This window comes from Sphingomonas corticis (genome assembly GCF_012035195.1).
GTDB classification, from domain to species: domain Bacteria; phylum Pseudomonadota; class Alphaproteobacteria; order Sphingomonadales; family Sphingomonadaceae; genus Sphingomonas; species Sphingomonas corticis.
Genome location: NZ_JAAVJH010000017.1, coordinates 19,250 through 31,179, shown reverse-complemented (window position 1 = coordinate 31,179; position 11,930 = coordinate 19,250). Strand labels below are relative to the sequence as shown.

General features: G+C 70.7%; 11 protein-coding genes. 3 read left to right on the top strand and 8 right to left on the bottom strand.

Annotation, left to right across the window (positions count from 1 at the left end):
- Positions 1-89 precede the first annotated feature (89 nt).
- The 3 genes from cysQ to cysN all read left to right on the top strand — a co-directional run bounded on the left by cysQ (position 90) and on the right by cysN (position 3,851).
- Positions 90-905: a 3'(2'),5'-bisphosphate nucleotidase CysQ gene (gene cysQ, locus HBH26_RS20880; protein WP_239024909.1), complete on the top strand. Its 816-nt coding sequence runs from the start codon at positions 90-92 to the stop codon at positions 903-905.
- Positions 902-1,792 (top strand): sulfate adenylyltransferase subunit CysD, encoded by an 891-nt coding sequence (gene cysD, locus HBH26_RS17645; RefSeq protein ID WP_239024908.1) that lies wholly within the window; start codon positions 902-904, stop codon positions 1,790-1,792. The genes cysQ and cysD overlap by 4 nt, the downstream gene beginning before the upstream one ends.
- A 151-nt stretch (positions 1,793-1,943) precedes the next feature.
- Complete coding sequence (cysN, locus tag HBH26_RS17640; RefSeq protein ID WP_168135962.1) at positions 1,944-3,851, top strand: sulfate adenylyltransferase subunit CysN; 1,908 nt, start codon at positions 1,944-1,946, stop codon at positions 3,849-3,851.
- An 8-nt stretch (positions 3,852-3,859) separates the two neighbouring features.
- Here cysN and HBH26_RS17635 read toward each other — a convergent pair whose 3' ends face one another.
- The 8 genes from HBH26_RS17635 to HBH26_RS17600 form a co-directional block, all read right to left on the bottom strand.
- The gene (locus HBH26_RS17635) at positions 3,860-4,885 is read right to left on the bottom strand and encodes a histidine kinase dimerization/phosphoacceptor domain -containing protein (RefSeq protein WP_168135961.1); all 1,026 of its coding nucleotides are present in this window, start codon (positions 4,883-4,885) and stop codon (positions 3,860-3,862) included.
- A 10-nt stretch (positions 4,886-4,895) separates the two neighbouring features.
- Complete coding sequence (locus HBH26_RS17630) at positions 4,896-5,342, bottom strand: response regulator (protein WP_168135960.1); 447 nt, start codon at positions 5,340-5,342, stop codon at positions 4,896-4,898.
- Positions 5,339-6,853: a sensor histidine kinase gene (locus HBH26_RS17625; RefSeq protein ID WP_168135959.1), complete on the bottom strand. Its 1,515-nt coding sequence runs from the start codon at positions 6,851-6,853 to the stop codon at positions 5,339-5,341. Before HBH26_RS17625 ends, HBH26_RS17630 begins: the two co-directional genes overlap by 4 nt.
- A gap of 59 nt (positions 6,854-6,912) precedes the next feature.
- Positions 6,913-7,674 (bottom strand): exonuclease domain-containing protein, encoded by a 762-nt coding sequence (locus HBH26_RS17620; protein ID WP_168135958.1) that lies wholly within the window; start codon positions 7,672-7,674, stop codon positions 6,913-6,915.
- A gap of 17 nt (positions 7,675-7,691) precedes the next feature.
- A complete protein-coding gene (locus HBH26_RS17615; protein ID WP_168135957.1) occupies positions 7,692-8,774 on the bottom strand; it encodes an MBL fold metallo-hydrolase in 1,083 nt (360 codons plus the stop codon).
- Positions 8,775-9,003: 229 nt separating this feature from the next.
- Positions 9,004-9,681: a DUF1013 domain-containing protein gene (locus HBH26_RS17610; protein ID WP_168135956.1), complete on the bottom strand. Its 678-nt coding sequence runs from the start codon at positions 9,679-9,681 to the stop codon at positions 9,004-9,006.
- Between the two features lie 92 nt (positions 9,682-9,773).
- Positions 9,774-10,793: a glycosyltransferase family 4 protein gene (locus HBH26_RS17605; protein ID WP_168135955.1), complete on the bottom strand. Its 1,020-nt coding sequence runs from the start codon at positions 10,791-10,793 to the stop codon at positions 9,774-9,776.
- A gap of 138 nt (positions 10,794-10,931) precedes the next feature.
- Positions 10,932-11,786 carry a UDP-2,3-diacylglucosamine diphosphatase gene (locus HBH26_RS17600; protein ID WP_168135954.1) on the bottom strand — a complete coding sequence of 285 codons (855 nt, stop codon included), beginning with the start codon at positions 11,784-11,786 and terminating at the stop codon, positions 10,932-10,934.
- Between the last annotated feature and the right edge of the window lie 144 nt (positions 11,787-11,930).

Sequence of the window (11,930 nt, the reverse complement as noted above, 5' to 3'; positions counted from 1 at the left end):
GCGTCGCCGTCAGCCCTTAGCCCGGCTTGTCCACCCCCCGCGCACATCTTGCTGGCGGGGCGCCGGCGCGCACGCCACATAGCCTGCCCATGACCGACGTTCCCGATCGCGCGCGTTTGCTGGAGGCGATGATCGCCCTCGCCGAGGAGGCGGGCGACGTGGTGTGGCGCCACTTCACCGCCGGCTGCGCGGTCATGCACAAGGCCGACGAGAGCCCCGTCACCGCCGCCGACCGCGACGCGGAAGCCGCGATCCTCGCCGGCCTGGCCGAGGCCGCCCCCGGCATCCCCGTGGTCGCGGAGGAGGAAGCCGCCGCGGGGCGGGTGCCGGACGTGGACGGCGCCTTCTTCCTCGTCGATCCGCTGGACGGGACGAAGGAGTTCGTGGCGCGGGGCGACGATTTCACCGTCAACATCGCCCTGGTCGAGGGCGGCGCGCCGACGATGGGCGTCGTCTACGCCCCCGCGCGCAACGCGCTCTACTGGGGCGACGTGAGCGCGGACGCGCACGTCGCGGTGCGCCGGCCCGGTGCGGTGCGGGGGTCGGCACAGCGGATCCGCGTACGCGCGCCCGGCGCGCCGCTCGCCGCGGTCGCGTCGAAGAGCCACGCCATGCCCGGGCTGGACGACTGGCTCGCCGCCGCCGGCATCGCACGGCGCGTGTCGGTCGGCTCCAGCCTGAAGTTCGCGCTGGTGGCGGCGGGGGAGGCGGACGTCTATCCGCGCACCGGCCCGACGATGGAATGGGACACCGCAGCCGGCGACGCGGTATTGCGTGCGGCGGGCGGACGGACGCTCGACGTGGACGGTGCGCCGTTCCGCTACGGCAAGCCGGGGTTCCGCAATGCCGGCTTCGTCGCCACCGGCGGCTACGATCCCGCGCCGCTCAGGCCCTATCTGCCATGAACCATCTCGATCGCCTGGAAGCGGAGAGCATCCACATCATTCGCGAGGTCGCCGCCGTCGCGCAGAAGCCGGTGATGCTCTATTCGATCGGCAAGGATTCGGCGGTGATGCTGCACCTTGCGCGCAAGGCCTTCTTTCCCGCCCCGCCGCCGTTCCCGCTGCTCCACGTCGACACCACATGGAAGTTCCGCGCCATGTACGCGCTGCGCGAGAAGGCGGCGGCGGACGCGGGGATGGAGTTGATCGTCCATCAGAACCCCGACGCCAAGGCGCGCGGGATCAACCCGTTCGACCACGGCAGCCTCCACACCGACCTGTGGAAGACCGAGGGGCTGAAGCAGGCGCTGGACGCCGGCGGCTTCGACGCCGCGTTCGGCGGCGCGCGGCGCGACGAGGAGAAGGCGCGGGCCAAGGAGCGGATCTTCTCCTTTCGCACCGCCACGCACCGCTGGGATCCCAAGGCGCAGCGGCCGGAGCTGTGGCACCTCTACAATGCGCGCCACGCCAAGGGCGAATCGATGCGCGTCTTCCCGCTCAGCAACTGGACCGAGCTGGACGTGTGGCAATATATCGCGCGCGAGCGGATCGAGATCGTGCCGCTCTACTTCGCCGCGCCGCGTCCGACGGTGGTGCGCGACGGCCTGCTGCTGATGGTCGACGACGACCGCTTCCCGCTCGCGCCCGGCGAAGTGCCGGTCGACCGCTCGATCCGCTTTCGCACGCTCGGCTGCTACCCGCTGACCGGCGCGGTGGAGAGCGAGGCGGCGACGCTGGACGACGTGATCCGCGAAATGCTGCTGACGACGACCAGCGAGCGGCAGGGGCGCGCCATCGACAAGGAGGCGGGAGCGAGCATGGAGCTGAAGAAGCAGGCGGGGTATTTTTGATGGAGGTGTCGCGTATCCTCCCCGGCACGGGGAGGGGGACCAGCCGTAGGCTGGTGGAGGGGGCTTGCCGCATGCGGTGCGCCTCGTGGCACTCCCCCTCCACCACCGCGCTGCGCGCGGCGGTCCCCCTCCCCGTGCCGGGGAGGATACGATGACCGCCTACCAGCCCGACGACCTGATCCGCACCGACATCCGCGCCTATCTCGCCCAGCATGAGCAGAAGTCGCTGCTGCGCTTCATCACCTGCGGCAGCGTGGACGACGGCAAGTCGACGCTGATCGGGCGCCTGCTCTACGATTCCAAGCAGATCTTCGAGGACCAGCTGACCGCCCTGGAGGCGGACAGCAAGCGCGTCGGTACGCAGGGGCAGGCGATCGACTTCGCGCTCCTCGTCGACGGGCTGGCCGCGGAGCGCGAGCAAGGGATCACGATCGACGTCGCCTACCGCTTCTTCGCGACGGAGAAGCGCAAGTTCATCGTCGCCGACACGCCGGGGCACGAGCAATATACGCGCAACATGGTGACGGGCGCGTCGACCGCGGACCTCGCCGTCATCCTGGTCGACGCGAGGAAGGGCGTGCTGACGCAGACGCGGCGTCACTCCTTTCTCGCGCACCTGCTGGGCGTCCGGAACATCGTTCTGGCGATCAACAAGATGGACCTCGTCCACTACGATCGCGCCGTCTTCGACCGCATCCGCCTCGCCTATCGCGCCTTCGCGAGCGAGATCGGCGTCACCGACTTCAAGGCGATCCCGGTATCGGGCCTCAACGGCGACAATATCGCGGCGCCGACGCAGAACATGGCCTGGTACGAAGGGCCGACACTGATCGAGCATCTCGAAACGGTGCCGGTCGATGCCGACCGCGAGGCACGCGGGCCGTTCCGCCTGCCGGTGCAGTGGGTCAACCGCCCCAATCTCGACTTTCGCGGCTTCGCGGGCACGATCGCGGCCGGCGCGGTGCGACCCGGCGACGCGGTGCGCATCGTGCCCTCGGGCCGGACGACGACGGTCGATCGCATCGTCACCTTCGACGGCGACCTGAATGAGGCGCGCGCGGGCCAGTCGGTCACCGTCACGCTGGCGGAGGAGGTCGACTGCTCGCGCGGGGACGTGATCGCCGCCGCGGGCGATCCGCCCGAGACGGCCGACCAGTTCGAGGCGACGATCGTGTGGATGGCGGACGAGCCGATGCTGCCCGGCCGTGCCTATGTGCTGCAACTGGGCACGCAGACCGCCTCGGCGACGCTGCGCACGCCCAAGTACCAGGTCAACGTCAACACGCTCGAACAGACCGCCGCGCGCACGCTGGAGCTGAACGCGATCGGCGTCGCCACGCTGGCGCTCGACCGACCGATCGTGTTCGAACCGTATGAGAAGAGCCGCGAGCTGGGCGGTTTCATCCTGATCGACAAGGGGACCAATGCCACCGTCGCGGCGGGCATGATCCGCTTCGCGCTGCGCCGCGCCGCCAACGTCCATCGCCAGCATCTCGACGTCACGCGCGAGCGGCGCGCAGGGCTGAAGAACCAGCGGCCCGCGGTGCTATGGTTCACCGGGCTGTCGGGCGCGGGCAAGTCCACCATCGCGAACCTGGTCGAGACGAAGCTGGCCCGGATGAACCGCCACACCTTCCTGCTCGACGGCGACAACGTCCGCCACGGCCTGAACCGCGACCTGGGCTTCACCGACGCCGACCGGGTGGAGAACATCCGCCGCGTCGGCGAGGTGGCGCGGCTGATGACGGATGCCGGGCTGATCGTGCTGACCGCCTTCATCAGCCCGTTCCGCGCCGAGCGCGACCTGGTGCGCCAGCTGATGGCGCCGGGCGAGTTCGTCGAGGTGCACGTCGACACCACGCTGGCCGCGGCGGAGGCGCGCGACGTGAAGGGCCTCTACGCCAAGGCGCGGGGCGGGCAGCTCGCCAACTTCACCGGCATCGACAGCCCCTATGAGGCACCCGAGGCGCCCGACCTGCACGTCGATACGGCGACGGAGAGCGCCGAAGACGCGGCCGAGCGGATCGTACGCTGGTTGCTGGAGCGCGAGGAGGCCTGACCGGCCGTTCAGCCCAGCCCCGCCGCCAGCACCGCGCGCGTACCCCGGTGCGCGGAGTCGTATTCCACCACGCAGTCCAGGCTCTGCGCCATCGCGCGGATCAGGCGGGTGCCCACGCCCGTGCCGCGCGGCACCGCATCGGCGACGATGCCGACGCCGTCGTCCTCGACGGAGAGGCGGAAGCGGTCTGAGTCCTCGCGCGCCAGGATGACGCGCACCGCGCCCGGCCCGTCCGGATAGGCATATTTGCAGGCGTTGCTGACCAGTTCGGTCACGATGACGCCCAGCGACACCGCACGGTCGGTGGGCAGGCGCAGTGGCTCGGCCGTCAATTGCAGGTCGCGCGGGCGCTCCGCGGTGGACCAGGTGGCGGACAATTCGGCGATCAGCGCGGCGAGATACTCGCGCATGTCCACGCTCTCCACGTCGTCGCCGGTGTAGAGGCGACGATGCACCTGCGCGATCGCGGTGATGCGCGCCTGCGTGTCCTCCAGCGCGGCGCGCGCGGCCTCGTCCGCCACCGCGCTCGCCTGCATCCGCACCATGGCGGAGACGATCTGCAGCGAGTTGGCGACGCGATGGTTCACCTCCGCCAGCAGCGCCTCCAGCCGCGCGTTGCTGGCGCGCACGTCCTCTTCCGCGCGCGCGGTCTGGCGCGTCAGCTCGCTGCGGCGGATCACCTGCGCGAAGGTGGCGTCGAGCAGGTCGAAGAAGTCGTCGCCGACCGACTTCACGACATAGTCTGCCGCACCCGCGCGCAGCGCCGCCACGGCGACGCGGCTCTCCTCCGATCCGGTCACGTAGACGACCGGCGGCGCCTCGGGCAGCGCGCGCAGCCGCTCCAGCGTCTCCAGCCCGTCGATGCCCGGCATGTAATGGTCGACCGCGATCAGGTCGAACGGCTCCGCCGCCGCCGCCGCGATCCCCGCCTCGCCGCCATCCGCGGTCGTCACCGCGTGGCCGCGCCGCTCCAGCGCGCGCGCGACCAGCCGGCGGATGCCGGCATCGTCGTCGATGTAGAGGACGCGCGCCACTTGGCGTCCGTCAGCCGTCGGCCTGGTCGGGGATCTGGATCACCGACAGGAACAGGCCCAACTGGCGGATCGCCTGAGCGAAATTCTCGTAATTGACCGGTTTGGTGATGTAGACGTTGGCGCCGAGATCATAGCAGCGCTGGATTTCCTGCGCGTCGTCGGTGGTGGTCAGCACGACGACGGGGGTGCGGCGGACGGGGCCGTCGGAGTTCTTGATCTTCGCCAGGATGTCCGTCCCGCTCATGTCCGGCAGGTTGAGGTCGAGCAGGACCAGCGCGGGGCCGTTCAGCTGCGGCCCGCCGGCGTCGTTGAAGATATAGTCGAGCGCGGTCGTGCCATCGGTGAAGTGCCGGATCGGGTTCATGATCCCGGCACGTCGGATGTTCTTCTCGATCAGCCGGGCGTGGCCCTCGTCGTCCTCGATCATCACGATGCCGACGGATTGGTGCGCGTTCATTCCTTGCTTTCCTGCAGGTCGAGGGTGAGCGGGAGATTCAGGCGAAAGGTCGTGCCCTGCCCGAGCGTGGATGTCACGTCGATCGTCCCGCCCAGCCGGAAAACGAGCGCGCGGACGGTAGCGAGGCCGATGCCCTCGCCGGCGACGTCCTGCGTGCCGGACCGGCGGAACAGGTCGAAGACGCGCTGGTGGTCGCGCGCATCGATCCCGCGGCCGTTGTCCGCCACCTCGATCACCGCGCGCGCGCCGGCGCGATAGCCGCGCACGACGATGCGGCCGGGCACGCCGCGGCGCAGGTATTTCACCGCATTGTCGACGAGGTTGGACAGCACCTGATCGATCGAGAATCGGTCGGTGACGATCACCGGCAGCTCGCCCGCCACCTCCAGCGTCGACTCCGTCTCGTCCAGCCGGTGCGCCAGCGTCTCGCCGATCTGCGCGACCAGGGCGGCGAGATCAATCGGCTCGGGCGCCAGCACGCGGCGGCCCTGGCGCGAGAGCTGGAGGATCGCGTTGATGAGCCGGTCCATCTTCTGCGTGGAGGAGCGGATGAAGCCGATCGCCTCGGGCAGGTCCTCGCGCGCGGCCAGCCGGTCGTCCTCGGTCACCACGTCGCTGCCGGCGGCGTCGGCGCGGTCGACCAGGGCGCGCAGCGTGTCCGCCGACGCTTCCAGCTCGGCGGTGAAGCCCATCACGTTGACCAGTGGCGAGCGCAGGTCGTGGCTGACGATATAGGCGAAGCGCTGGATCTCGTCGTTGGCGCGGGTGAGGTTGGCGGTACGCTCGTCGACGATGCCCTCCAGGCTCTCGTTCAGCTGCGACAATTGATCGCGCGAGTGCGCCAGGTCGCGGGTGTACGACAGGATCGTCGCCAGCGAGGTGAGCGCCACGCCCAGCAGCAGCAGCCCGGCGACGAGAAGGATGGCGTAGAACAGCTTCTCGCTGCGCTCCAGATCGGCATCGCGCATCGCCAGCAGCCGGCGCTCCTCCTTCAGCATCGCGTCGAAGGTGGCGCGGATCGCGCGCATCCGGCCCGCCGCGCTGTCGGTGCGGAACGCCTCGCGCGCCGCCGCGGCGTCGCCCGCCTGCAACAGGTCGAAGGTGCGCTGCCGCCGGACGGCGAGGTCCGCCACCTGCGCTCCCAGCACCGCGTTCGCGCGCTGCTGCACCGGATTGTCGCGCGTCAGCCGCGTGAGCCCGCGCAGCTTGGGCGACAGCGCCTCGCTGGCTTCGCGATAGCTGCGCAGGAAGCCGGCCTCTTCGGGGACCAGCAGGAAGCCGCGCCGCGCCGTCTCCCCCTGTTCCAGCAGGCGGCGGGTGTCGAGGATGACGTTCTCGACCTGATAGGTGTGCGCCACCCAACGGGCGTGGCGCTGGTTCTCGGCCACCACCCACGCCGCCGCGATGCCGGCGCCGATCAGCGCGAGGAAGCCCAGCAGCATGAAGGTCGCCAGCCGCCGGCCCAGCGGGCTGTCGCGGACAGCGAGGAGGGGCGGGGCGGTAACGGCCATCGGCCCCGTGGTTAGCGCCACGCGGCGGAGGGCGCCAGTGACTTAGGTCAGGCTGCGTGTCACAGCAGCAGCTCCTGCGCGGTGGCGCGCCCGACGTGGCCGCCGCCGCGCCGACGCGCCATCTCCGTTTCCGCGGTGAAGCGGATGTCGGGATCGCGGTCGGTCAGGAACTTGACCAGGCTCTCCTCCTCGATCTCGCGCCAGTCCTTGCCGCGATCGGGGCCGTAGCGGACGCGCGGCAGCAGGCCTGGCGCCTTGGTCCACTCGATCAGCTGCGCCACCGACGCCTCGTTCAACTGGTCGCGCAGGTGGTGCGCGGTGACATAGGCGTCGGGAAAGGCGCGGTGCGCGGGCAGGCCGCGCTCGTGCACCAGCCCGTGCGGCTTGCGCCAGTAGCGCAGCACCTGGTTGGAGAAGCTGGGTGAATCCGGCCACAGCCGCAGCGCGCACTTCCACGTGCAGATCCAATCGGCGCCGTGGGTCAGCGCGGGCGTACAGAATTGCTCCTCGAACGCGGAGCGATGCGCCGCCAGCGCGACGCGGCGCGGATAGGGATCGAGCACCTGCCGCGCGACGTCGTGCCACCACGGCGCGTCGGCCACGTCCTCGTCGCGGATGTGGTGCACCGCCTGCGTGATCGGCGGCATCGAGCGGCCGGGATTGACGAGGATGTTGCCGCCTTCGCCGTACAATTCCCAGCGCCCGTCCTCGCCCAGTGCCACGTCCTGCCAGCCGACCTCGCACACCGCGTGGGCGGGCGGGGCGGAGCCGGTGGTCTCGAGGTCGACGACGCGGATGATCTGGGGCTGGGGACGGCGCACGCCCGTTACATGGGGCTTCAGGCGCGCGAATACCACCACACGCCGTCGCGCGTGGTGCGCACCGCCCGTCCCGTCACCTCCAGACGGCGCAGGTGCGCCAGCGTCTCGCCCGTGGCCATGCCGATCACGTCCGGTCCGATCGGGCGACGGAACAGCTGCGCGAAACAATCCACCGCACGGCGCGGCTCGGCGAGATGCGCGTGGAGCGCCTCCAGCCGGTCGAGATGCTCCCGCTCCAGCGCATCGAGCCGGGCATGGAGGCCGGTGAACGGATCGCCGTGTCCCGGCAGCACCAGAAGGTCGTCGGGCAGCCGGCGAAAGCGCGCGATCGACGCCAGCCACTCGCCCAGCGGGTCGGCGCCCGGCTCGTTGACGTGGAGCGACACGTTGGAGCTGATCCGCGGCAGCACCTGGTCGCCCGCGATCAGGATGCGGCGCTCCTCGTCCAGCAGGCAGGCGTGCTCGGGCGAGTGGCCGCTGCCGACCACCACGCGCCATCGTGCGCCGCCGATCGTCAAGACCTCGCCATCGACGATGCGCGTGTAGCCGAGCGGCAGCCGCGCGATCATCTTGCCGAACCGGGCAAACCCGCCCTTTTCCGCGCTCGCGATCTGCTCCTCGCTCCAGCCGCAGCCGCGCCAGAAGTCGATCTGCTCGTCGGGCACCCGGTCGCGCTGGTCCGACGACAGCATCCGCGCCATCAGCCACTCGGTCCGCGTCATCAGGATGGGCGCGTCGAAGCGGCGCGCGAGCCAGCCGGCGAGACCGATGTGGTCGGGGTGCATGTGCGTGCACAGGATGCGCGTGACGGGCGTTCCGGCCAGCGGCCCGTCGAGGATCGCGTTCCACGCCTCGGTCGAGCGTGGGGACGCGGTGCCGGTGTCGATCGCCATCACGCCCTCACCGTCGTCGAGGATCAGGCCGTTGACGTGCTTCAGCGGTCCCGACATCGGCACCCGCCACCAACGGATGCCGGGGGCGACGGTCAGCAGCTCGCCCGGCTGCGGCGCGCGGTCGCCGAACGGGAAGGTGAGGCCGGCGGCGCTGGTGGGCGTCAGGCTCTCGTCGCCGATCAATGCGCGCTGGTAGTGGGTTGCCATGCGCGCGACGCTATCAGGCCGGCGGGCGCAAGTGAAGCGATCGGCTTAGCGCGCCGTGCAGGGCGCTCCGAGAATGACGAACAATGCGACGACAAGCTCAGCACCAACGACAGTCGGGCGTGGCTTCAGCGGCTCCCTCCAACCCCCGTTCGCCCTGAGCGAAGTCGAAGGGCACGCACAACGCATGGGCTTCGACTTCGCTCAGCCCAAACGGATCGGGATGCGCGGCTCAGCGCCGGAACGGATCGACGAACCCGCCCGGCAGCGTCGGCGCATCCTCGCCCGCGTGCTCGGCATCGCGCGCGGCCTGCTCGCGCTCGGCACGCAGCGAGGCGATCAGCGCCTCGCGGTCGCCGTCCAGCCGCGTGTCGGTCGGCGCGTTCTCGATCCCCGCCGCCTTCGCCGCCTTCGACACCGCGGCGTCCAGCTCGCGCTGCGACGTCAGGCCCAGCGTCACCGGGTCCTTTGGCGTGATGTTGGCGATGTTCCAGTGGCTGCGGTCGCGGATCGCCGCGATCGTGGTGCGCGTGGTGCCGATCAGCTGGCTGATCTGCCCGTCGGTGATCTCCGGATGGTTGCGGATGATCCAGGCGATGCCGTCCGGCTTGTCCTGCCGCTTGCTGACCGGGGTGTAGCGCGGGCCCTTGGTGCGGCGCACCTGCTCCGGCCCCTTGGTCATCGTCATGCGATAGTCGGGATCGGCCTGCGCCTTGTCGATCTCCTCCTGCGTCACCTCGTGCGCGCGCACGGGATCGCGCCCGGTCAGCTTCGTCGCGGCGGTGTCGTCCGCGATCGCCTGCACTTCGAGGATGTGGAGGCCGCAGAAGTCGGCGATCTGCTCGAAGGAGAGCGCGGTATTGTCGACCAGCCAGGAAGCGGTGGCGTGGGGCATGAGCGGCTGGGCCATGCGGAACTCCTGAAAACGTAAAACGGCCGCCCCTGCGCGGAGCGGCCTGTACGGCGGCAGACTTAGTGCGGTCGCGCCGCGAGGGCAAGTCGTCAGGCGGCGAGGCGGTCGGGCGGCAGGGGAGCGAGCGCGGCGAGGAACTGGCACGCGGCCGCGGTCCAGTCGAAGCGGGCGCCTCGGCGCGCCACCGCCGCCCGGTCGAGCGCGAGCGCGGCGGAGACCGCACGGGCAAGGTCCGCGTTCATCGCGCCGCCGCCCCCGGCCAGCACGTCGAGCGGCCCGGCCACCGGAAAGGCGGCGACCGGGGTGCCGCACGCCATCGCCTCCGCCATGACCAGGCCGAAGGTGTCGGTCAGGCTGGGGAAGACGAGCGCATCGGCCGCGCGGTAACAGGCCGCCAGCGCCTCGCCGCCGCGCTGGCCCAGGAACAGCGCGCCAGGGAATCGCGCGGCCAGCGCAGCGCGCGCGGGGCCGTCGCCCACCACCACCTTCGTGCCGGACACGTCCAGCGACAGGAAGGCGGCGATGTTCTTCTCCACCGCCACGCGGCCGACGTGGAGCAGGACCGGACCGGGCAGCGCGGCCATCGCCGCGTCGCGCGGCCCCGTGGTGCGGAACAGCGCCCGGTCGACGCCGCGGCCCCAGCGGCGCACCTGCGCGATGCCGTGCGCGCGGAGCGTCGCCTCGACCGAGGGCGTCGCCGCCAGCACCGCGGCGGCGGGACGGTGGAACCAGCGGATGTAGCTCCACACCCATTCCGGCCGCAGCCCGGTGCGCGCCGCGACATAGTCGGGGAACTGCGTGTGATAGGCGGTGGTGAACGGCAGGCCGCGCGTCAGGCACCAGTGCCGCGCGGCGAGGCACAGCGGCCCCTCCGTCGACAGGTGGATCGCGTCCGGCGCGAACGCCGCCAGCCGCTGCCCGACGCCGCGCGGGGCCAGTGCGAGCCGGATCTCGGGATAGGTGGGGCAGGGGACGGAGCGGAACAGGTCGGGCGAGACCACCATGACCTCGTGCCCCATCGCGACCAGCGCCGCGCGCGTGGCGGTCAGCGTGCGCACCACGCCGTTCACCTGCGGCGCCCAGGCGTCGGTGACGATTGCGATCCTCATGCGATTTTGCCCCAGGGCATCGAGAAGGCCACTAGCTGCCGTTCGCACTGAGCTTGTCGAAGTGCGTGCCCGTGGCACGGACTTCGACAAGCTCAGCACGAACGGGGAGGGGATTGTGGATGTGGAGAAGAATGCCCATCACGCCGCGATCGTCACTGCGGCGACCACCTCGCTCGCCGCCCGCGCGGCGATGACGTCGGCCCAGTGCAGCACCTCCATCCGGCCGTCGTGATGTTCGACCAGCGCGGTGCAGCTCTCCACCCAATCGCCGTCGTTGTAATAGGCGACGCCGGCGATCTCGCGCATATCGGCGGTGTGGATGTGACCGCACACCACGCCGTGGACGCCGCGCGCGCCCGCCGCCTCCGCGACGATCTCCTCGAACCGGGAAATGAAGGCGACCGCGTTCTTCACCTTCGCCTTGGCGTGCTTGCTGAGCGACCAATAGGGCATGCCGAAGCGCCGCCGCACCGCGCTGACCCGGCGGTTCAGCGCCATCAGCAGCGTGTAGGCGGCGTCGCCGACATGGGCGAGCCAGCGGTGCGACAGCGTGATCGCGTCGAACTCGTCCCCGTGGAGCACCAGCAGGCGACGCCCGTCGGCGGTCTCGTGGATCGCCTTGCGCCGGATCTGTATCCCGCCGAAGTCGAGGCCGGCGAACTGGCGGAACATCTCGTCGTGGTTGCCGGGGATGTAGATCATGCGCGTGCCCCGCCGCGCCCGCTTCATCAGCCGCCAGATGACGTCGTTGTGCGCGGCCGGCCAGAAGAAGCGGCGCTTCAGCTGCCACCCGTCGATGATGTCGCCGACCAGGTACATCGTCTCGCTGTCGACATGGTCGAGGAAGTCGATCAGCAGGTCGGCGTTGCACCCGCGGCTGCCCAGGTGGACGTCGCTGATGAAGATGGTGCGGTAGCGCGTGCGCGAAACGCTCGCCTCCGGCCGGCTGGGCCGCGCACGGGGCGAGAGGCGGGCGATGGTGGCGGTCGGCATGGCAGGTTCCCGCGTGATCCTGCCGGCGGCGTAGCGCGGCGATGTTACACCGGCGTCGCGGCACGGTGACAATCGCGTGGCGCGATCATGCCGGTTCGGCGACAATCATGTCGCACAAGTGCAACACGTCGGTGCTTTAGCCGT